Source organism: Gordonia sp. L191 (assembly GCF_030077625.1).
GTDB lineage: Bacteria > Actinomycetota > Actinomycetes > Mycobacteriales > Mycobacteriaceae > Gordonia > Gordonia polyisoprenivorans_A.
Window position 1 is genome coordinate 3,820,152 of sequence record NZ_CP125996.1, and the last position, 20,742, is coordinate 3,840,893.

Genomic DNA, 20,742 nt, shown 5'->3' on the forward strand with positions numbered 1-20,742 from the left:
TTCGGGTAAAGGCTAGCCGTCGGGCAGGCGCACACGTGTCAGGCGCGCGGAGCGCCACCCACCCGACAACGACGAGGCGGGTCAATCCTCCTTGAGGCGCTCGGTGAGCCACTCGCGCAGATCGGGACCGTAGTCGTCGCGGTCGAGGGCGAAGTCGACGGCCGCTTTCAGGTAGCCGCCGGGGTTGCCGAGGTCGTGACGGGTGCCGTGATGGACGACCACATGCACCGGCTCGCCTTCCTCGATGAGCAGGGCGATCGCGTCGGTCAGCTGCAATTCACCACCCGCACCGGGCTTGATGCGGCGCAGCGCGTCAAAGATCTTGCGGTCGAGGATGTATCGGCCGGCGGCCGCGAGATTCGACGGAGCATCCTCCGGTGCGGGCTTTTCGACCATGCCCTTGAGTCGCTTGACGTTCGGGTTGTTGGCGTCGGGCAGGTCCTCGACGTCGAAGACGCCGTAGGCACTGATCCGGTCACCGGGGACCTCGATGGCACACAGCACCGAGCCGCCGCGTCGTTGCCGGGTGCGAGCCATCACCTCGAGCACTCCGCCGGGCAGCACCAGATCGTCGGGCAGCAGCACCGCGATCGCGTCCTCGTCGTCGTCGAGGTAGTCCTCGACGCATCCGACGGCGTGGCCGAGGCCCAGCGGCTTCTCCTGGATCACCGAGGCCACGTCGAGCAGCGACGGCGCCTTGCGAACCTTGGCGAGCATCGCCGCCTTGCCGCGCTTGGCCAGGGTGTTCTCCAACACAAGATCTTCGACGAAGTGCGCGACAACGCCGTCCTTGCCGGGTGAGGTGATGATCAGCAGCCGTTCGGCGCCGGCGGATTTCGCCTCCTCAGCGACGAGTTCGATACCGGGGGTATCGACGACGGGCAGCAACTCCTTGGGCACCGTCTTGGTCGCCGGCAGGAATCGTGTACCCAGACCCGCGGCCGGGACCACCGCGGTACGTGGGATCGGCGGGGTGTCCGGTACGTCGTGGTACTCGGGAATCTCGGTCGTCGAATTACTCACGCTGGTCATGAGAAACACCCTAATGTCGGTTACCGGGAAGCAGCCACAGATGCGTTGCGCGAACGCTGGGAGATTGCTGCCACCGAGACCGGTGTCACACCTGGTCAGCGCTACGATACGCGCGGCGTCGGTGAGCAGAAGCAAAGGAGAACCCCGTGGCGGGTAAGGACGAGTTGCGCACGGGATTCACGGCCCGGCGAGCGGGGTTGACCGTCGACGATCGTGACAGCGCATCCACCCGGCTCGTCGCGCACCTCCAATCGAGCCCTGTCCTGCTCGACGCCACGGTGACGGTCGCGGCATATGTTCCGGTGGGCGCCGAGCCGGGGTCGGTGGCATTCCTCGAGGCACTGCGTGACCGCGGCTGCGCAGTGTTGCTGCCGGTGGTGCCGTCCGGACCGCCGGCGCCGCTGGACTGGGTGCGTTACGACGCGCGGGATTCGCTGGCCAGGGGTCGGTTCGGACTTCTCGAGCCGACGGGCCCGCGGTTGGGCGTCGACGCGATCTCAGATGCCGACGTCGTCTTTGTGCCGGCGCTGGCGGTCGCGCGCACCGGTGTCCGATTGGGCCGTGGCGCAGGCTATTACGACCGCAGCATCGCCGGGATTCGGGCAGCGCTCGTCGGCATCGTCTACGACCACGAGCTGGTCGACGACCTACCCGCCGACGCCTATGACGTGCCGATGGGGTGGGTGTTGACGCCGGGTGGTGGGTTCACGCAACTGCGGTGACCGAGCCTGGTTGGGCCGGTCAGGCCGACGCGGGTGTCGCTGCCTTGGTGCTGCTCGAGGAGCTCGACGACGACGTGGAGTCACTGCTCGACGACGAGCTGGTGCTGCTGCTCGAGGAGTCCGAGGACGAGCTCGACGACGAGTCGGACTTGGATTCCGAGGAACTGCTGCTCTCCGACGACGACGAGCCGTTGCGCGAGTCGGTGCGGTAGAACCCGCTGCCCTTGAAAACGATCCCGACGGAGTTGAACAGTTTGCGCAGCCGCCCGGTGCACTGAGGGCACTCGGTGAGCGAGTCGTCGGAGAACGACTGCACGACGTCGAACTTGTTGTCACACTCCGTGCACGCATACGAGTAAGTGGGCACCGAAAACCTCCACAGGAAACGTAGGAACCTCGATCAGTTTAACCGAAACTGGCACTCGGACATTCCGAGTGCCAGTAGACGCGGTTTGCGCTGGTCACGACCGCTATCCGCCGCCGATGACCTCGATGTCGCGGTCGGGAATGCCGTCGCGGTTCATATCGGGGTCGCGGGTCTTGCGCGCATCCCACCGCAACAGCAGCCCGGCGAGGGCTGCGGCGATCACCGAGCCGATGAGGATGGCGGCCTTGGCCGGTGCGGCATGCTCGCCGTCTTCGAACGACAGTTCCGAGATGAGCAAGGCCACGGTGAATCCGACACCGGTGAGCATGCCGATCGGTACGAGATCACGCAGACCGATGGCATCGGGCAGTCGCAGCGGCGTAAATCGGGTCATCGCTGCGGTCGCGCCGAGCACGCCGACGATCTTGCCGAGTACCAGGCCCGCCACGATGCCGAGCGAGACCGGTTCCACCAGCGCACCACCGGCGCCGACGAGGGAGACCCCGGCGGCCGCGAACGCGAACACCGGTAGCGCCACCGACGACGACCAGGGCCGCACCGTCTCGTCGAACAGTTCCGCACGGCTGAGCTTCTCACCACGAATCGGCTTGGCGGGCACCACGAATCCGAGGAGCACGCCGGCGACCGTGGCATGTACCCCGGAGGCGTGCATCAACGCCCACGCCACCAACGCCAGCGGTAACAGCAACCACCAGTGAGTGCGCGGCGCTCGCACAGCGAGTGCGAAGACCACGACGACGAGCACCGCGGCACCCAACATCAGCAGATCGATGGTGTCGGTGTAGAAGGTGGCAATCACGATGATGCCCAGGAGGTCGTCGACGACGGCCAGCGTCAGCAGGAAGGTGCGCAGCGCCAGCGGCAGGCCGCGCCCGCAGATGGCGAGGACGGCCAGGGCGAAGGCGATGTCGGTGGCTGTCGGCGTCGCCCAGCCGTGCAGCGCGGACGGATCGTCCGACGTGGTGCCCACGACCAGCAGATACACCAGCGCAGGTGTGACCATGCCGCCGACCGCGGCTGCGATCGGCACACCGGCGAGCCGCAGATCGCGTAGTCCCCCGGCGCCGAATTCGTGTTTGAGTTCCACACCGACCACGAAGAAGAAGATCGCGAGCAGACCATCGGCCGCCCATTGCGCCAGCGTCAGGTGCAGGTGGAGTGACTCCGGGCCGACCTCGATGGCGAGTAGGTGGTGATAGGCCTCGCGCCAGGGGGTGTTGGCCCAGACGATGGCGATCGCCGCGAAGGTCAACAGCAGGATGCCGCTGGTGGTGTCGAGGGCGAGTACCCGCCGCAGGCGTGCTCGTCGGTCGGCAACGCGCCAGGGTGTGTGGCCGGTCTTGGCGGGATCCGACCCGGCGTGGGGGTCGGTGCAGGTGTTGTCGGGGTCCGTCACGGGCGGCTCCTGATCGGTCGTCGGCAAGAATCCGCCTCGTCACGAGCGCGGAGCCGACCAGACTTCCCGGCACACCGGGTTCCATTCTCCCAGTTCACAAGGGCCCACGTCCAATCCGGGAGGTCCACCCTGTGGAAGAACAAGGCCCCCAAGCCTTTTGTCCACAGGGAGTCACTCGAGCCGGGTCGGGCGCGCCGAGGACCGCTAGTTTGCCCGTCATGAACGTCTTCGGAGGTGGTTCGGCTCTGGGGCCGCGACTGCGGGATCGCGTCGGTCACACCCTGCGTCCCGGCTGGGCGCGGTCGGTGATGATCCGGCGCAGCGCAGCGCTGCTACTGGTGGCGGTGGCCGTCGTCGTCGGCGTCACCGGCCAGCGAGCGAAGAACGATGCGCCGGTCCTGGTGGCGGCGCGCGATCTGCTTCCGGGACACACCGTGACCGGCGCCGACCTGCGCGAGCTCCGCATTCCGGTGGACCTCGTGCCCGACGGAGCGCTACGGCTGACCGCCGACGGCGAGTCGCATACGGTGACCGGCCCGGTACGCGCCGGAGAAATCGTCACCAGGTCGCGGCTGCTGTCGCCGCGCCTACCGATGGAGTTGACCGGACGGGCCGATGCGCGGTTGGTACCGGTCCGACTCGCCGACGACACGGTCGCATCATTGTTACGGGCCGGTGATCTCGTGGACGTGCTCAACGCCCAGGCGCAGATCCTGGTCGCGGGCGCCATCGTCGCGCTGGTTCCCGGTGGTGGCCCGACGACGCCGACGCGCGCGACGAGCAACCCGCCCATCTTGCTCGCGATGACCGAAACCGCAGCTCATCGAGTTGCCGGAGCAGGGCTCGACGTGCCACTCGCGGTGGTGCTGCACTGACGTCGCCCGCCGTCACCGCCGACCGAGCAGGCCACTCCGACGCCGACGGCGACACCCGGAACCCGTGCGGCACCACGACCCACTGGACACAATTACTGTCGCGCGTCTTGTCGACTCACTGAGCGAAATACTCAGTCTCGTTTACGATCCTGGATAGAGTTTTCTAAAGGTCCGTGCCCACCCATGGGCGACACGGCATGAATACCCGGCACCGAAGACCGATCAGGAAGGACCGGAAGTGCTCAAGGGCTTCAAGGATTTCATACTCAGAGGCAACGTCGTCGAACTGGCCACCGCGGTCATCGTCGGCGCCGCGTTCACCGGTATCGTCACGGCGTTCACCACCGGCATCATCAATCCGTTGCTGGCGGCCATCCCCACCGGGCAGAGCGACTGCGGCGGCTCGACAACCAAGGCCGGCGATACCGTCGTCAACAACCCGGTGTCGGTCTGTGGGCTCGGTTTCAAGATCACCGACAACCAGGCGACATTCCTCGACTTCGGCGGACTGATCGCCGCGATCATCAACTTCCTGATCGTCGCCGCCGTCATCTACTTCATCATCATCGTTCCGTACAACAAGCTCGCATCGCTGGGCAAGAAGCCCGACGAGGCCGAGGCCACCGAGATCTCGCTGCTCACCGAGATCCGCGACTATCTGGCTCCCGAGGGATCGAGCTCGGCAGCCAAGGAGCAGGCGCAGTCGATACTTCCGCCGCACCTCAGTGATCCGTCCGGGCCGCCCACCGGTGTTCCCGGCGGACCGTCGGACCGCGATCCCGGCGCAGGCAGTGCCGTCGACACCACGACCAAGCGGATCAGCACGCCGCCCGCACCATATTCCGATCCGGCACCGTCCGGCCCGTTCACTCCGCCCGAACGTCCCAGCCAGGGGCCGGGAACCACGCCGTATCCGGGACCGGGTTCGCCGACGCCGTCCCCCGCGCCGGGCAACTATCCCCCGCCGGGCAACTACCCGCCCGCCGGCGGACAGCCCGGCAATTACCCGCCGCCCGGCAACTATCCTCCGGGTAACTATCCGCCGCCCGGTCAGCAATATCCGGGCGAGCAGTACCCCGGGGAGCAGTATCCCGGCGACTATCCGCCGGACGGCCCCGGCCGCCACTCCCGCTGAGTCGCTCGCACCTCTACCGAAGGCCCGTATCCCGAAAGGGATGCGGGCCTTCGCCGTTGACCGAACCCGATTCACACAGTCCAGAGCATCGTTGCGACATACCCCCTAGGGGTATATGGTCGGCGGCATGGAGCAGCACGACCAGCAAGGGAACACCACCGATCACCCGGAACACACGCACTCAGCACACGCCGGCCATTCCGGTCACACTGCGATGGGTGCCCACACCGGGCACGGTGACCATGTCGCCGCGTTCCGTCGGCTGTTCTGGATCATGCTGGTGCTCGCGATCCCGACCGTGGTGTTCAGCGGCATGTTCGCCGAGTTGATCGGCTACTCGCTCCCCTCCGCCGACTGGGTGCGCTGGGTATCGCCGGTGATCGGGACCGTGATCTACCTGTGGGGAGGTCGACCCTTCCTCGGTGGGGCGGTCGGCGAGATCCGTTCCCGCGCTCCGGGAATGATGCTGTTGATCGCGCTCGCGATCACCGTCGCGCTTGTCGCGTCGTGGGGATCGACCCTGCATCTGCTCGACCACGAGCTCGATTTCTGGTGGGAGCTGGCACTTCTCGTCGTCATCATGCTGCTCGGTCACTGGATCGAGATGCGTTCGCTGGCACAGGCGACATCAGCACTCGATTCGCTCGCGGCATTGCTCCCGGACTCCACCGAGAAGGTGGTCGACGGGCAGACCGTGAGCGTCGCGCCGGCCGACCTCGTCGTCGGCGACGTGGTGCTCGTACGCCCGGGCGGGTCGATACCCGCCGACGGTGTCGTCCTGGACGGGTCGGCGAACCTCGACGAATCGATGGTGACCGGCGAATCCACACCGGTCACGCGTGGCGTTGGGGATTCGGTGGTGGCCGGCACCGTCGCCACCGATTCCGGTCTGCGGATCGAGGTCTCGGCGATCGGCGACGACACGGCCCTGGCAGGGATCGGACGACTCGTCGCCGAAGCACAGGCGTCATCCTCGCGGGCACAGCGTCTCGCCGACACCGCCGCCGGCTGGCTGTTCTGGTTCGCGCTGGGCTCAGCCGTTCTGACGGCGATCGTGTGGGTCGCACTCGGCATGCCCGACGATGCCGTCGTCCGCACCATCACCGTGCTCGTCATCGCCTGCCCGCACGCGCTGGGACTGGCAATCCCGTTGGTCGTCGCGATCGCCACCGAACGGGCCGCGCGCGGCGGGGTGCTGATCAAGGACCGCTTGGCGCTCGAATCCATGCGGACCGTCGACGCGGTCTTGTTCGACAAGACGGGCACGCTGACCAAGGGCGAACCCGCGGTCACCGCTGTCGAGCCGACGCAGGCCCACTCCACCGATGACGTACTCGCCGCTGCAGCGTCCGCAGAATCCGGCAGCGAACACCCCCTGGCCCGCGCAATCGTCCAGGCCGCTCGCTCCGAGGAGCTGAACATCGCACCCGCACAGGACTTCTCATCGTCTCCGGCCGTCGGCGTCACAGCGACGGTAAACGGTCACGAAATCCATGTGGGCGGTCCGCGCATGCTCGACGAGAGGGGACTCGACGAGCTCGCCGTCGCCGACGACTGGCGCGCGCAGGGCGCGATCATCCTGCACGTGGTCGCCGATGGCGCGGTGATCGGCGCACTGCGACTCGCCGACGAGGTCCGTCCCGAATCGCGGCAGGCCGTCGACGCCCTACACCACCTCGGCATGCAGGTGGTGATGGTCACCGGAGATGCACAGACCGTCGCCGACAGCGTCGCCGCCGAGCTCGACATCGACCGCGTCTACGCGGGTGTACGTCCAGAAGACAAGTCCGCCACGGTTTCTGAGCTTCAGCGCGAGGGCCATCGGGTCGCCATGGTCGGCGACGGCGTCAACGACGCCCCCGCTCTCGCACAAGCCGATGTCGGCATCGCGATCGGTGCGGGCACCGACGTCGCGGTCGCCTCCGCCGGCGTCATCCTCGCCTCCTCAGATCCCCGCTCGGTGTTGTCGGTGATCGAATTGTCGCGTGCGGGCTATCGCAAGATGCAGCAGAACCTGTGGTGGGCAGCCGGATACAACCTGATCTCCGTACCGCTGGCGGCCGGTGTGCTCGCGCCGATCGGCTTCGTGCTGCCGATGAGCGTCGGCGCGATCCTGATGTCGGCGTCCACCGTCGTCGTGGCGCTGAACGCCCAATTGCTGCGCCGGCTCGACATCTCACCCGAGGCGAGCACTCGCCGAATCTTGCACCAGCGCACTGAAAACGGATAAGTCGACCACATCGGACGGCGCGATCGACCGGCCAGCGTCTTCACAGGTTTCGCCGAACGACGCCCAAGGTCGCGGGCCTAGCGTCGGTCCCGTCGGCAACAACCGGCCGACGCACGGTTCATCGAGCAACCGTGGTGCCGTGCGGGAAGTGCGCATCTCCCCCGACCCGCGCACAACCAACAACACGGCACACCTCGTTCCGGCAGAATCGCGGTCCTCCCCTATGCCGCGACCGAAGGAACGACAAAGGGCGGGAAACCATTTCTGGTTTCCCGCCCTTGTTGCACTGTCACCCGGCAACTCAACGTGGCGTGTCCCCCGTGAACCGGTCCGGGTTGTTTTAGAGTCCTGATTGCCCTGATGAGGGCAGAGAAGGGACGATGAGGACCATGGCGGGACGGAAGCGTCACTCAGCGGAGGAGTACAAAGTCGCTGCCGACACCTCGAGATCGGCGGCGATCTCCTCACCGGTCTTACCTTCTGCAGCCAACTCATCGGCCCGGCGCAGCTTGCGCACAATGTCAACTGGCGCCGCCAGTACGGCGGCATGGACGGCGACGCCGCCAAGGAACTCAAAGAGTTGCGCGATCAGAACAGTCGGCTCAAGCGACTGCTCGCCGATGCCGAGTTGGAGAAGGACGCGCTGCGGGAGATTGCCTAGGGAAAATTCTGAGCCCAACCGCCAAACGCGCCGCCATCGACATGCTCAAGGACGTGATGAACATGTCAGAACGTAAGGCGTGCAAGGTTGTTGGGCTCGCCCGCTCAGCTTATCGGCAGCTACCGCAAGCCCAGACACCTGCAGATCCCGACGCTGGCCTGCGTGAGCAGCTACGGACCTACGCCCGTAAGAACCCGCGGCACGGGTGGCCAGTCGTCGGTACCGGGGTCGTGGTCGCCGACGCGCCGAAAGTGTTGTGGGCATTGGCCTTTCAGTTCGACTCCACCGTCGACGGACACAAGATCAAGATCGCGTCGATGGTCGACGAACACACCCGGATGTCGTTGCTGAACATCGAGGACCGCTCGATCACCTCCCAACGGTTGATCGAGGAGCTGGAGAAGGTCTTCGCGATGTGGGGTGGCCCGCCGATGGTGCTGCGTACGGCCCCGAGTTCATTTCAGAGGCCCTACGAGCGTTCTGTGCAGGGTCGGTGGGGATCTCCTACATTCCGCCCGGCACACCGTGGAACAACGGGTTCATCGAGTCGTTCAACAAGTGCCTCAACCGCAACTGCTGGCCGACGTTGCTCGAGGCCCGTGTGGTCATCGCCGACTTCAAAGACGACCACAACGATCGGCACCGCCACTCGGCACTGGGCTACCAGACCCCTGCCGAGTATGCTGCCGGATGCACCCTCACTCATCACCCCGTGGGCTGCGAGATCGACTGATCAACTGCAAGTTAGGGAACTGGCTCTAGAACTGACTGGACCGGTTATCGGGGACCTGCCACCAACACTTTGATGGACCGACTCCGCGAACTGGGGATCAACTTGCTCGGCGCACGAAACACTGCGATTCGCGAGCTTGTCACGCAGGTGCCGGCGCCGGTCGTCGCCGAGATGCTCGGGTACAGCGACCAGGTGACGCAGAGGCATGCTGAACTCGCTTCTCAGCCTTGGGGCCGCTATGCCGGCGCACCGAGGCCAGGCACATGACAATACAAACCGAGCACACCCTGGGTCGGCTGCAAACTAGTCAACGGCGCGCTCGTCCGGCGACGGTTCACATACTCGTGTGTCCGGGGCGCGCGATCGCCGACGCGGTCTCCCAGCAACTTGGCGAAGCTCCAGCTCGCAGGCCTCGTCGCACACCGGCGCGAGGGACGCCGCCTGCTCTACCGGGTCCGCGTATCGATTCCCGGGCTGGGCTACGCGATCCCGAACGAATCGGAAATCGGTGTTGATCAGGGTGAACACTCCCCCTTCGGAGCATCGGGCGCGGTCCACTCACGCAATGATCTGAGTTTCACTAACGGTCGCGTGCGTGATCGTGGACCGCTATCGTCACGCTCGTGGCCAGGGAACGCTCGGCCTACGTCCTTGTGCGTAAGCGGCGTCACCGAACGGGGTGACGAGATAGCGTGGCGCCGACCAAGCCGTCAACGACGCTGTGCAGGACGTCGGGCGGATTCTGTGCCTCGATGCTGGCGAGGAAGCCGGAGAGCTCGATCAGAACGACCCCGTGGACCGAGGCCCAGATCTGTACCGCGAGGTCAAAGGCGTCCGGACGGTCGTCGACCGCCCGGCGGACCGCCCGGAGGTGCACGCCGAAGGCCGGCGCGCCCTGCAGGAGCTCGGGGCCGTTGCGCACGTAGCCGCCGACCGGCCCCACAGCGTACATCACCCGGTACAGGTGCGGATGCGCCAGCGCGAAAGCCCGGTACTGGTCTGAGACTCGGTGAAGATCGGCGACGGGGTCGTCGGTGCTCGGGATCGCGGCGAGCGCGTCGTTCAGCAGGCCGAAGCCGTGGTCGACGATGCTGGCGATGAGGCCGCTGATCGATCCGAACTCGGTGTAGACGGCCATCGTCGTGGTACCCGCGCGGGTGGCCACCTTCCGAGTGGACAGCGCGTCGGGGCCGCTGTCCTCGAGCAGCTCCACGCCCGCCCGGGTCAGGAGCTCGCGTCGCGAGGTCGTCGATGTCGTCATCGCTCCAGGCTACAGCGACCGTGGTATCAATGCTATAACAGTGATATGAACGAAGTTGAGATCGCCGGCCGGAGACAGACCGTGCTGCGGCGCACGCTGCTGGTCGCCGTGCTCGGCGCGGCCGTGCTGTACACGCCGCTGGCGGTGAACTACATGTGGTTCGCGTTCGATTCCGGCGCGGGCCGGTGGCAGGACGCGCTGACCGCCGCGGTCAACGGCGGCGACTACGCCTACCGAGCGGGGTCCGTGGATTCGGTGCGGATGGTCGACTTCGTCGACAACCGCTGGGTGATGCTCGTGCACACCGGACTCGGCGGGATCGCGCTGCTCCTGATGGTCCACCAGTTGACGCCGCGCCTGCGGCGGCGGAGCCTGGCGTCGCACCGCTGGGTGGGGCGGGTCTACTTCGTCCTAATGGTGATCAGCATGCTGACGGCGCTGATCTTCCTGGTTTCGGCAGGCCCCGCTCAGGCGCTGATCGGCAATGCCTTCTACCTGCAGCTGTGGGCGCTCGACTTCGGGACTCTACTGAGTGGCGCGCTGGGGCTGGTGGCGATCCGCCGGCGCAATCTGCTGGGGCACCAGGCGTGGATGTACCTGAACTTCGCGCTCATGATGACCGCTCCGTTCCTGCGGGTGGTGTGGATCTTCGCCGCCCCGCTGTTCCCCGATCAGGTGCTCCTGGACAACCTCGGAATGGGCTCGAGCATGCTCGGCGTCATCGCGCCGGGCGGCGCGGCCATCGCGATGCAACTGTCGCTGCGGTCGCGCAGCGGCAGCGGATCGGCCCTCTGGGGCGCGGTCCCGAACCTCCGCTCCGGCGTGCCGCTCCTGATCGCGCTCGTCGGCGGCGCACTCCTGGTGCTGCGGTACCGGCAGGTCGACGACGTGCTACCAGCAGGCATCTTCTGGGTCCCACTCGGCGCCGCCGCGGTCTACCTCGCAGTGTGCGTCCTAGGCGCCGCGAGCGGCGCGCGGCGGGAGGACCGCGAGCTGCAGGCCCGATGGCGAATCTTCCTTTGGGGAGCGGCGACCGCGCCGATCTCGGCGCTCGTCGTCGACCTCGCGGCCGGCGTCCTGTGGGGCGCACCGTCGGGGCTGCTGGCGGGCCTGATGGTCGGCATAGCGTTCCCGATCATCGTCTCGTACACCCTCGTCGTGCACGGCCTCGCCGGCACCGCCGGCATCGGCTCCCCTCCGCGCCCGGGCGGCGGCGCGTCGCACGATGCATAGCGTCTTGGCATGTCCCCCGTGAACCGGTCCGGGTTGTTTTAGAGTCCTGATTGCCCTGATGAGGGCAGAGAAGGGACGATGAGGACCATGGCGGGACGTAAGCGTCACTCGGCCGAGGACATTGTGCGCAAGCTGCGCCGGGCCGATGAGTTGGCTGCAGAAGGCAAGACCGGTGAGGAGATCGCCGCCGATCTCGAGGTGTCGGCAGCGACCTTGTACAACTGGCGCCGCCAGTACGGCGGCATGGACGGCGATGCCGCCAAGGAACTCAAAGAGTTGCGGGATCAGAACAGCCGACTCAAGCGACTGCTCGCCGATGCCGAACTCGAGAAGGACGCGCTGCGGGAGATCGCCAAGGGAAAATTCTGAGCCCAACCGCCAAACGCGCCGCCATCGACATGCTCAAGGACGTCAAGAACATGTCAGAACGTATGGCGTGCAAGGTAGTTGGGATTTCCCGTTCCGCCTATCGACGGCTGCCGCAAGCGCCAACCCCGTCCGACCCCGACGCCGCGCTGCGCGAGCAGCTACGCACCTATGCGCGCAAGAATCCGCGGCACGGGTTCCGCCGGGCGTGGGCGCACCTGCGTTTCGACGACGGTATCGAGATCAACAAGAAGAAGGTGCACCGCCTGTGGAAGGAGGAAGGACTGCAGGTTCGCCGTGCTCCGCGGCGGAAACGGGCCGGCCAATCATCGGTCCCGGTCATCGAGGCTGATGCACCGAAAGTAGTGTGGGCGCTGGACTTTCAGTTCGATTCCACCGTCGATGGGAAGACGATCAAGATCGCATCGATGGTGGATGAGCACACCCGCATGTCGTTGCTGAACATCGTCGACCGGTCCATCACTCCGAGAAGTTGATCGAGGAGTTGGAGAAGACGTTCGCGATCTGGGGGTGGCCCGCCGATGGTGCTGCGTATGGATAACGGCCCTCCAGTTCATCTCAGAAGCCCTACAAGAGTTCTGCGCAGGGTCGGTGGGGATCTCCTACCTTCCGCCCGGCACACCGTGGAACAACGGGTTCATCGAGTCGTTCAACAACCGGTTGCGCGACGAGTGCTTGAACCGCAACTGCTGGCCCACGCTACTCGAGGCCCGCGTGGTCATCGAGGATTTCAAAGACGACCACAACCACCGACATCGGCACTCAGCACTCAGCACTGCGTTACCGAACCCCGGCCGAGTACGCTGCCGGATGCACCCACCAACATCACCCTGTGGGCTGCGAGATCGACTGACGGTCACAACAAGGAACTGGCTCTAAAACTGCCTGGACCGGTTATCGGGGACCTGCCAAACGCGCCTGCATACTTCGCGCCTTTTGGACTATTGCCAGAACCGCGACATAGTCCGCAAAACGATGCTGACCAGCACGAACAGCGTGAGACTGCCAGCTGGCTCACAGCTGATTTACAAGCGCGCTCACTAGATTCTGAGCAGGCCACCGACCACCAGGGTTGGTCGGTGCTCAACGAAAGGCAGCCCATGAAACTCATCACCCGCCCTCGCGTTCGCCACCTCACCATCGCCGTCATCGGAGCAGGTGTCCTCGCCACGGCAACAGCCGGCTTGGCGTCGGCCGATGCTGCGGGCCCGACGACTCCGGTGCCCGGAACCAACTGCACAGTGGCGCAAGCCGAAAACACGCTGGCAGTGCAGAATCCGGCGATCTACCAGAAGATCATGAAGTACCCGGATTCAGCGCAAGGCCTCGCAGATGCGCTCGCTCTCAGCCCATCCGATCGAGCCGACCACTGGGCAGAGGTCCACCCCCTCGACGCCGACAATCGCCAGATCTTCCTCGGCGTCCACGGTTGGTCCGAAGCGGAGCGCAACGCCGCCGAGGCAGCCATCGATCAAGCCGCAGAGACCTGCCAGGCGTAAGGAGCCTAACCGTCGCCTCCGGCTACGACCTGACCAGGGGGCTCGCCGCAACCGAATGAGGGCGGGAACCTCACGGTTCCCGCCCTCATTCGGCGTACTGCTGTTGTCGCAGTCGGCGATCAGCCGATGCTGAACGGCTTGCCGTACAGAGTGATGACGCCCTTGACCGCAGGCGTGTCAACAGTGACGGTCACCTTGGCCTTGGCTTCGGCAAAACCGCCACAGTTGCTCACCTTGAAGGTCTCTTGGCTGTATGCAACACCGCCCTTGTTGCCGGTGAAGGTGTAGTCGGTGACACCATCGCCATCACTGTCAGTGGTGTTCACGATCGGGACGTAGCCAGCCTGCCCGGGACCGAGCGAGAGTGTAGTACCAGCTCCGGCAGAAGGCGTCGTCGAAGGCTGCGAGCCGGGGGCAACCGTGGACTCGACTCCACCGGTTCCTTCGGCGCCCAGCCCAATATTCACCTGGCAGCCGACGATGTATCCGGCGGCCACAGTGGCGCCTTCGGCCTCGCCACCAACAGTGACGCGAACCTTACCGCTGACCCATACCTCGCGTACCAGGTTAAACGACTCGACGATCGAGTTCTGATAGTTGACGTTCTGACCAAACAACTCGACGGTGACCGGAGTGCCGTCGACCAAGGTCTTGGAGACAGTGGTGTTGGGCACCGGTCCCGCAAGAGCCTCACCGGCGCCCAGACCGCTGATAGCCATCAACGCGGCACCGGTAACACCGATACCCGCCGCAACGCGACGTGTGATGATCTTCTTCATGATTCCCCTTCGTGGAATGTCATCTGCCCTAAGCAGATAATTCTTGAGTTCAGTTATCTGCTTGGATCAGCTGACGAAGAACGGCTGGCCATAGAGTGTTGACTTGAGAAGAGTGCCTTCTCCGGTGACGGTGTCGTCGTCGTCACTGATGTCATAGCCCTTGCCGCCGATGACCTGAGCGATGGTCCGAGCCGACGCGTAACCGCCGCAGTTGGGGAAGTCGATCTCGAAATTCGAGAGCTGGACGGCTGCGCCCTTGCCCGACTCGAAGTCCTTGCTCACCGAGATAGCCTGGATGGTCGCTTCACCCGGTGCGATCGGGAGGCTGATTCCGCCGGACACGGTCAGCGACGGAGAAGGAAGAACGCTGAGGGTGCCAGCCGTCGTGACGGACAAGCCGCTGACATCGATCTGGCAACCCGCGAGAACGTAGATGGTCAGAGTGCCGTTGACGCCCTCACTACCCGTCGCACTGTAAACACCGGACACGACGGCGGTACGCCCAAGGCCGTTGTTGGCGACTCGGGCAACGGAGTACTGAGATTCCCCGGTTCGGGTTGTCTTGATGCTCTCGCCTTCGAGGCCGGTGACCACCTTCGATCCGTTCGCCAAGGGAGCCGCCGCGGCATTTCCCGTACCCATGCTTGCCAGACCGATCGCCGCAGCCGCGGTGATGGCGCATGCCCCCGCAGCACGGCGCAGCCCAAGCTTGCTGAACTTGCTCATTCGTTCCCTCTCACAGGATTCGGCTAAATCTCGCAGGACATGCACCCACACGTCCCGTCCTGACCTCGGCGGTCGAAGGCAGTTTGTCCGACTCGCGTAACCCGATCTCATCGAGAGGGTTAACGAGAGGTAAACGGCCCTCGCCACCACTGCATCGCCACTCGCGTGGTTCTGCAGGACCGGCTACCGGTCCTCCACGCTGGGTACCGGTGTAGTCCGTGCGAACGCTATCTGAGAGGTCACAAAGAGGGCAACAGCTGGAATCAGCCGTGTCTCAGGGAATTCATTCACTAACATGCATCTGCTCTCAGCAGTCGAAACAATGCCGAATGTTAATGACAGGAAAACTGGCTGCTGCTGGCGCTGTGGGCACTATTCGTAGTGCGGCGGACGCTCATGGTCGTAACGTGCACGCCCCTCCTCAGAGTGACGTAGATCACGTTCGTCGTGAGTTGTTTCAGGCAACAAATCACCGAAGATTGCATCCAGGTCACGCCGACGTCGAGCGGCATCACGAACATGAACCGACTGCTCATCGGCCGAATTTGGATCAGATGATCCATGCGCATGATCGCACGTGTGCACCGCGTCACCGCCGTCATCGGTCTTATGCCCGGACACCAGTTCACTCCGTCCGCGTGCGTGAATCCGGCAGGGTCAGAAGTCCCTGATATTCGAGATCACATGTTTTGCGAGAGGCGCCACGGTCGCCATGCCATCGCGGACCGCCGCCCGTGAGTCGGCGATATTGACCACCAGCGTCTGCCCCGAGATTCCGGCCAGCCCGCGCGAAAGTCCTCCGTCAGTGGCGCCCGCAGCCAGTCCCGAACTCCGAACCGCCTCCTCGATACCGCGCAGCCGTCGATCCAGGAGTGGTTCCGTCGCCTCCGGCGCCACATCGCGAGCGCCCACGCCCACACCACCGACCGACACCACCAGATCGACCCCGCCGATCACTGCGGTGTTCAGGGCGTTGCGGATCTCCACTTCGTCGCCGGGGACGAGGATCGTCGCGTCGACGTGGAAGCCGGCTTCCTCCAGCAATTCCCCCACCAGCGGCCCGAGTGGGTTGTCGACGTCGCCGTGGGCCACCCTGTCGTCGACCACAACGACCAAAGCGTGCCCCACCTCGTCGCCCACGGACACGCGTGCCGAACCGCCCTGACGGGCTGCGAATGCGCGCGCAGCGGCATCGGCGGCTACCACGTCGGCCGGATCCACCTCGGTACCTTCGGTCATCGGGAGCTCAGCCACCTGAAAATCGGAGTCGCTGGTCATCATGGCCACTGTCCTCTCTGCGTTCAGCGCGCCTACGGCGTGCTCGTGGTGATTCGGCATGGTCGTCGGCATTGCACGGTGATTCGTCACAGCGAAGCCGCGGAAACCACCTGTTCCATCAGTTCGACTGCAGGGTCGCCAATTGCACCGTCACCGTCTTCGTTTGTCCACCTGCGGTGTAGGTGACCTGGACTCGATCACCGGGGTTGTGTGAGCGCACCGCCGCCACGAGGGCGTCACCGGTGGCGATGTTGCGGTCGTCGATCTTGGTGACGATCGCACCCTTGGGAATTCCGGCCGCGGCGGCCGGGCCACCGGCCTGCACGTCGGCAATCAGGGCTCCGGGAGAGTTCGGATCGGTGCTCGGCCGCACCGACACCCCGAGACCCGCGTGGGTCGCCTTGCCGGTGTCGCGCAGCTCGTTGGCCACTCGAATCGCCTGGTCGATCGGGATCGCGAAGCCGAGTCCGATGCTGCCGCTCTGCTGTTCCTCGCCGCCGCTGCCGCCGCCGAGGGTAGCGATCGCGGTGTTCACACCAATCAGTGCACCACGCGCGTTGACCAGCGCGCCACCGGAATTGCCGGGATTGATCGCCGCGTCGGTCTGGATCGCGTCGATCACCGAGGTGGTGTCACCCTCGCGTTGTGTGGAGACCGGGCGGTTCAACGCGGAGATGATGCCCGTGGTGACCGTGCCCTGCAGGCCCAGCGGCGCTCCGATGGCAATGACGTCCTGGCCCACCGCGAGATTGTCGGAAGTCCCAACTTTAATCGGGGTCAGGCCGGACTTGTCGACCTTGATGACGGCGATGTCGGAGATGGGGTCGGCACCCAGGACGCGGGCCGCCGCACGCGAGCCGTCCTGGAAGTTCACGACGACGTCGGTGGCCGGGCGGCCACTACTGCCGCTCACCACGTGGTTGTTGGTCATGATGACGCCGTCGGCGCTGAGTACAACGCCCGAGCCCTCGCCCTGCTCGGTGCCCGTGGTGACGTCGATTGACACCACCGACGGCAGGGTCTGCGCAGCCACCTGCTGGACCGAGCCCTCCGGTGCCGGCATCGCGCCGCTGTCACGCGCGCTGGGGTCACCGCCGAGCGGTTGGTTGTTGGCCGTCGTCGACGTCGAGTCGTCGTTGAGCTGTGAGCCGACGACTCCGCCGACGCCGCCGGCCACCAGGCCGATCACCAATGCGCCGGCAACGAGCGCCGCGATCACTCCGCCACGGGACTTCTTCTTGGGGCCGTGAGGTTGCGGTAGTGGTTGCGGGTCACCGAAGCCGGTTCCCGGCGGCGGTCCCGACGGACCGAGCGGACCCGATCCGGCACCGTATGCGCCGTACGGCGCCGTACCGTGGGCTCCGGATCCGAAGGACTGCGTGGGTGCTGTCCCACTTTCCCCGAAATCCGGTGTCCGCGACTGCGATTCCGGGTTCGAGCCGGAGGTGTCGCCGTAGGAGGGGGTCCGTTCCCACGGTGCCGGCCCCGACGAGCCGTACTGGGGTGACCCGTACTGCGGAGAACCGTACTCAGGAGAGCCGTAGTGGGGTGAGCCATAGGTGGGGATGGGACCGGTCGAGGGTCCGGGCGAATATCCGGGAGCACCCGACTCCTGGCCCGGACGGCCATACGCACCCGTCCACCCGGACTCACCGGAGTTCGGCGCGTCACCGGGGTTCTGCGCATCATCACCGTACGGCCCGCGGTGCGAACCTCCACCCGTCATCGTCGTCCCCACATCTTTCGTCGAGAATCCCTGCCAGCGGGCGCGTGTCCGCCAGTCGTGTCGTCGGCACCGGACCTGTGTCGCTCGCCGTGGTAGTCACCGCGGGTGCCCGTCACCGTTGTCGTGGCGCAGACAACCCTAGGCGATCAAGTACCTGGCCTGCGCGCGAACACCGTCCTGGGCATCGCTGTCGAGTCATCTCTCTACTGACGAACCACCTGTGGCGTTGGTTCCATCGGCGCCGGATGCCCCGGCAATGTCATTCGGATGACTGCCCCGCCGAGGTGCGACTGCTCGGCGCGCACCGTGCCGCCCATGCGGACCACCACCTGACGCACAATCGCCAACCCGAGTCCGGACCCGGGCATCGACCGCGACTGAGTGGCGCGGTAGAAGCGCTCGAACACCAGCGCCCTGTCCTCCTCCGGAATGCCGGGGCCGGCGTCGGCGACGGACAGTTCGGCGGTGGTGGGGGTCAGCTGGGTGAGCGTGACCTCCACCGTGCGTCCGCGCGGCGACCACTTGGCGGCATTGTCGAGCACGTTGAGCACCGCGCGGGCGAGGCCGTGCTGATCGCCGAAGACGAACCACGGCATCAGCGTCGTGGTGAATTCCACATCCGATCGGCGACGACGCACCCGCTCGAGCGCTCCGGAGACCACCTCGCCGAGGTCGATCTCCTCGTGCACCACTTCCGGTGCATCCTCGCGGGCGAGGTCGACGAGATCGCCCACGAGCGTCGACAATTCGCCGATCTGGGCCATCACATCCGAGCGCAGCTCCACCATGTCGGCAGCGGGCACCGGTGGTGCCCCGGGTTCGCTCGAGGCGATCAGCAGTTCGAGGTTGGTACGCAGCGACGTCAACGGCGTGCGTAACTCGTGCCCGGCGTCGGCGACCAATCTCGCCTGCTGGTCCCGGGATTCGGCAAGCGCACGCAACATCGTGTTGAAGCTCTCGGTCAACCGTGCCAACTCGTCGTTGCCGGTGACCGGGATCGGCGTGAGGTCCTGGGTCCGGGCCACCCGTTCGGTCGCCCGTGTGAGTCTGGCAACGGGTCTCAACCCCGCTCGGGCCACGGTCATGCCGGCCAGTGCGGCCAGCGCCACCCCACCGCAGCCGACCACAAAGAGCACCCAGGCCAACCGCTTGAGCGTGCGATCGGTATGCAACAACGACTGCGCCAGGATCAGGGTGCTGCCGTCGTCGAGTTTGCGGGCGAGCACCCGCTGGTTGTTGATCGTGCGCAGGCTCTGCGCGTTGTTGCCCGGCCGCGTCGGCGACATCGCCACCGATCGCTCGGCATCACCGAATGGCACCTCACCGACGGTCAGCGCGACACCGTCCGGGCGGACGAGACCGATGGAGATGCTGGTGGAGAACACGGTTCCGGTCAGCAGCGCCGCCGGACGCTGGTTGATCGTGCCGTTCTTGGCCAGCAACGTCATCCCGTCGGCACGACTCTCCAGCCCGGTGTCGATCTCGTTGTACATCGCGCGGTAGACCACGAAGTAGGCGGCCGCCGCCATCAGACTCACCGCGAGCAGCACCACCGTCGCCGAGAGCAGTGTCACGCGCACTCGCAGGGAGACCGAACGCGTCAGCGGCATCGGCGCCCGCATCTCGCGCTCGCCGCGCTTGCGCAGACGGAACCACCGACGTGCAGCACCGCGACGAATCCGCAGGGGCATCGAGCTGCCGGGGTTCATCGCCGACGGATGCGGTGTCGACGCGTGCTGGGTGGAGGTATGCGGGGGCGCCGTCGGTGTGTCCGACGTGGTGTGTCCCGTGGTGAAGGGCGACGACGACGCGGAATCCGTCTCGGCGTCCGCCGGGGAGTGTCCGGGGTTGGCCACTACGGCGGCGTCTCCCGCAGCACGTATCCGACGCCGCGCACGGTGTGGATCAGGCGGGTCTCCCCGTCGGCCTCGGTCTTGCGCCGCAGGTAGCCGACGTAGACCTCGAGGGCATTACCGGAGGTCGGGAAGTCGTAGCCCCACACCTCTTCGAGAATCCGGCTGCGCGAGAGCACCCGCCGCGGATTGGCCATCAGCATTTCCAGCAACGCGAACTCGGTGCGCGTCAGACTGATCTGGCGTTCACCGCGGTAGACGTCGCGGGTCACCGGGTCGAGTGAGAGATCCGCGAACGTCAGGGTCTCCGAGTCGGCGCCGTCCTCGGGGGCCGCGCGGCGCAGCAGGGCGCGCAGACGCGCGAGGAGTTCTTCCATCGCGAACGGCTTGGGCAGGTAGTCATCGGCTCCGGCGTCGAGGCCGGCCACCCGCTCGGACACCGAGTCGCGTGCGGTGAGCACCAGAATCGGCAGGTCATCGCCGGTGGAACGCAGTCGCCGGCACACCTCCAGACCGTCGAGGCGCGGCATCATCACATCCAGGATGGCGACGTCGGGTCGCTCGGCAACCACCTTCTCCAGCGCTTCGATGCCGTCACCTGCGGTGTCGACGGTGTAGCCGTTGAAGGTGAGCGATCGGCGTAACGACTCACGCACGGCCCGATCGTCGTCGACCACGAGTATTCGCATGGGTACTAGTTTTATCCACAACTACTGAGAGGTGTCTGAGCAACGCGCAGGTCGTGCGAACTTTCGGCCGAGCGTAGGACCCCGATGGTGCGGGGCTGCGCCTGCACCGGCCGGTCGAGGTGGTGCACTCGGCGGCGGC

At 65.9% G+C, this 20,742-nt stretch carries 16 protein-coding genes and 2 pseudogenes; 8 read left to right on the plus strand and 10 right to left on the minus strand.

From position 1 onward, the window contains the following. Positions 1 to 81 precede the first annotated feature (81 nt). Positions 82 to 1,032 (minus strand): UTP--glucose-1-phosphate uridylyltransferase, encoded by a 951-nt coding sequence (locus QNM97_RS17315; protein ID WP_283819563.1) that lies wholly within the window; start codon positions 1,030 to 1,032, stop codon positions 82 to 84. A gap of 146 nt (positions 1,033 to 1,178) precedes the next feature. Between QNM97_RS17315 and QNM97_RS17320 the strand changes: the two genes are divergently transcribed. Then, positions 1,179 to 1,754: a 5-formyltetrahydrofolate cyclo-ligase gene (locus QNM97_RS17320; protein ID WP_283819564.1), complete on the plus strand. Its 576-nt coding sequence runs from the start codon at positions 1,179 to 1,181 to the stop codon at positions 1,752 to 1,754. A 19-nt stretch (positions 1,755 to 1,773) separates the two neighbouring features. Here the strand turns inward: QNM97_RS17320 and QNM97_RS17325 are convergent, their stop codons facing one another. Both QNM97_RS17325 and nhaA read right to left on the minus strand, forming a co-directional pair. Next, a complete protein-coding gene (locus QNM97_RS17325; RefSeq protein ID WP_283819565.1) occupies positions 1,774 to 2,121 on the minus strand; it encodes an FmdB family zinc ribbon protein in 348 nt (115 codons plus the stop codon). Between the two features lie 103 nt (positions 2,122 to 2,224). After that, on the minus strand, positions 2,225 to 3,538 hold the full coding sequence (nhaA, locus tag QNM97_RS17330; protein ID WP_283819566.1) for a Na+/H+ antiporter NhaA: 1,314 nt from the start codon (positions 3,536 to 3,538) through the stop codon (positions 2,225 to 2,227). Between the two features lie 218 nt (positions 3,539 to 3,756). Here nhaA and QNM97_RS17335 point away from each other — a divergent pair, with 218 nt between their 5' ends. The 4 genes and pseudogenes from QNM97_RS17335 (at position 3,757) to QNM97_RS17350 (ending at position 9,172) form a co-directional block, all read left to right on the plus strand. Continuing rightward, entirely contained in the window at positions 3,757 to 4,413 is a 657-nt protein-coding gene (locus tag QNM97_RS17335) for an SAF domain-containing protein (RefSeq protein ID WP_283819567.1), read from the plus strand. A gap of 238 nt (positions 4,414 to 4,651) precedes the next feature. Next, a complete protein-coding gene (mscL, locus tag QNM97_RS17340) occupies positions 4,652 to 5,548 on the plus strand; it encodes a large conductance mechanosensitive channel protein MscL (RefSeq protein ID WP_283819568.1) in 897 nt (298 codons plus the stop codon). Between the two features lie 127 nt (positions 5,549 to 5,675). After that, positions 5,676 to 7,778: a heavy metal translocating P-type ATPase gene (locus QNM97_RS17345; RefSeq protein WP_502874928.1), complete on the plus strand. Its 2,103-nt coding sequence runs from the start codon at positions 5,676 to 5,678 to the stop codon at positions 7,776 to 7,778. A gap of 389 nt (positions 7,779 to 8,167) precedes the next feature. Continuing rightward, positions 8,168 to 9,172, plus strand: a pseudogene (locus tag QNM97_RS17350) (integrase core domain-containing protein). 667 nt (positions 9,173 to 9,839) lie between these two features. Here QNM97_RS17350 and QNM97_RS17355 read toward each other — a convergent pair. Further along, a complete protein-coding gene (locus QNM97_RS17355) occupies positions 9,840 to 10,433 on the minus strand; it encodes a TetR/AcrR family transcriptional regulator (protein WP_283819569.1) in 594 nt (197 codons plus the stop codon). Between the two features lie 45 nt (positions 10,434 to 10,478). Here QNM97_RS17355 and QNM97_RS17360 point away from each other — a divergent pair, with 45 nt between their 5' ends. The 3 genes and pseudogenes from QNM97_RS17360 to QNM97_RS17370 all read left to right on the plus strand — a co-directional run bounded on the left by QNM97_RS17360 (position 10,479) and on the right by QNM97_RS17370 (position 13,552). Continuing rightward, positions 10,479 to 11,666, plus strand: a complete 1,188-nt coding sequence (locus tag QNM97_RS17360) for a DUF2306 domain-containing protein (RefSeq protein WP_283819570.1) — start codon at positions 10,479 to 10,481, stop codon at positions 11,664 to 11,666. An 87-nt stretch (positions 11,667 to 11,753) separates the two neighbouring features. Next, positions 11,754 to 12,906 (plus strand): annotated as a pseudogene (locus QNM97_RS17365) (IS3 family transposase). Between the two features lie 247 nt (positions 12,907 to 13,153). Next, the gene (locus tag QNM97_RS17370; RefSeq protein ID WP_283819571.1) at positions 13,154 to 13,552 is read left to right on the plus strand and encodes a hypothetical protein; all 399 of its coding nucleotides are present in this window, start codon (positions 13,154 to 13,156) and stop codon (positions 13,550 to 13,552) included. A gap of 119 nt (positions 13,553 to 13,671) precedes the next feature. Here QNM97_RS17370 and QNM97_RS17375 read toward each other — a convergent pair whose 3' ends face one another. From QNM97_RS17375 to QNM97_RS17400, 6 genes are all read right to left on the minus strand, one after another. Beyond that, a complete protein-coding gene (locus QNM97_RS17375) occupies positions 13,672 to 14,331 on the minus strand; it encodes an MspA family porin (protein ID WP_283819572.1) in 660 nt (219 codons plus the stop codon). A 66-nt stretch (positions 14,332 to 14,397) separates the two neighbouring features. Then, positions 14,398 to 15,057 (minus strand): MspA family porin, encoded by a 660-nt coding sequence (locus QNM97_RS17380; RefSeq protein WP_283819573.1) that lies wholly within the window; start codon positions 15,055 to 15,057, stop codon positions 14,398 to 14,400. 657 nt (positions 15,058 to 15,714) lie between these two features. Then, entirely contained in the window at positions 15,715 to 16,338 is a 624-nt protein-coding gene (locus QNM97_RS17385) for a MogA/MoaB family molybdenum cofactor biosynthesis protein (RefSeq protein ID WP_283819575.1), read from the minus strand. A 115-nt stretch (positions 16,339 to 16,453) separates the two neighbouring features. Further along, the gene (locus QNM97_RS17390; RefSeq protein WP_283819576.1) at positions 16,454 to 18,061 is read right to left on the minus strand and encodes a S1C family serine protease; all 1,608 of its coding nucleotides are present in this window, start codon (positions 18,059 to 18,061) and stop codon (positions 16,454 to 16,456) included. A gap of 203 nt (positions 18,062 to 18,264) precedes the next feature. Next, positions 18,265 to 19,917, minus strand: a complete 1,653-nt coding sequence (locus tag QNM97_RS17395) for a sensor histidine kinase (protein WP_502874930.1) — start codon at positions 19,915 to 19,917, stop codon at positions 18,265 to 18,267. Further along, positions 19,917 to 20,603, minus strand: a complete 687-nt coding sequence (locus QNM97_RS17400; RefSeq protein WP_014359185.1) for a response regulator transcription factor — start codon at positions 20,601 to 20,603, stop codon at positions 19,917 to 19,919. The genes QNM97_RS17395 and QNM97_RS17400 overlap by 1 nt, the downstream gene beginning before the upstream one ends. Positions 20,604 to 20,742 lie beyond the last annotated feature (139 nt).

Excerpts from the sequence above, each read along its gene's own strand:
- QNM97_RS17315 (WP_283819563.1), bottom strand. The coding sequence starts at position 1,032 with ATGACCAGCGTGAGTAATTCGACGACCGAGATTCCCGAGTACCACGAC.
- QNM97_RS17335 (WP_283819567.1), top strand. The coding sequence starts at position 3,757 with ATGAACGTCTTCGGAGGTGGTTCGGCTCTGGGGCCGCGACTGCGGGAT.
- QNM97_RS17345 (WP_502874928.1), top strand. The coding sequence starts at position 5,676 with ATGGAGCAGCACGACCAGCAAGGGAACACCACCGATCACCCGGAACAC.
- QNM97_RS17355 (WP_283819569.1), bottom strand. The coding sequence starts at position 10,433 with ATGACGACATCGACGACCTCGCGACGCGAGCTCCTGACCCGGGCGGGC.
- QNM97_RS17360 (WP_283819570.1), top strand. The coding sequence starts at position 10,479 with ATGAACGAAGTTGAGATCGCCGGCCGGAGACAGACCGTGCTGCGGCGC.
- QNM97_RS17370 (WP_283819571.1), top strand. The coding sequence starts at position 13,154 with ATGAAACTCATCACCCGCCCTCGCGTTCGCCACCTCACCATCGCCGTC.
- QNM97_RS17375 (WP_283819572.1), bottom strand. The coding sequence starts at position 14,331 with ATGAAGAAGATCATCACACGTCGCGTTGCGGCGGGTATCGGTGTTACC.
- QNM97_RS17380 (WP_283819573.1), bottom strand. The coding sequence starts at position 15,057 with ATGAGCAAGTTCAGCAAGCTTGGGCTGCGCCGTGCTGCGGGGGCATGC.
- QNM97_RS17385 (WP_283819575.1), bottom strand. The coding sequence starts at position 16,338 with ATGATGACCAGCGACTCCGATTTTCAGGTGGCTGAGCTCCCGATGACC.
- QNM97_RS17390 (WP_283819576.1), bottom strand. The coding sequence starts at position 18,061 with ATGACGGGTGGAGGTTCGCACCGCGGGCCGTACGGTGATGATGCGCAG.
- QNM97_RS17400 (WP_014359185.1), bottom strand. The coding sequence starts at position 20,603 with ATGCGAATACTCGTGGTCGACGACGATCGGGCCGTGCGTGAGTCGTTA.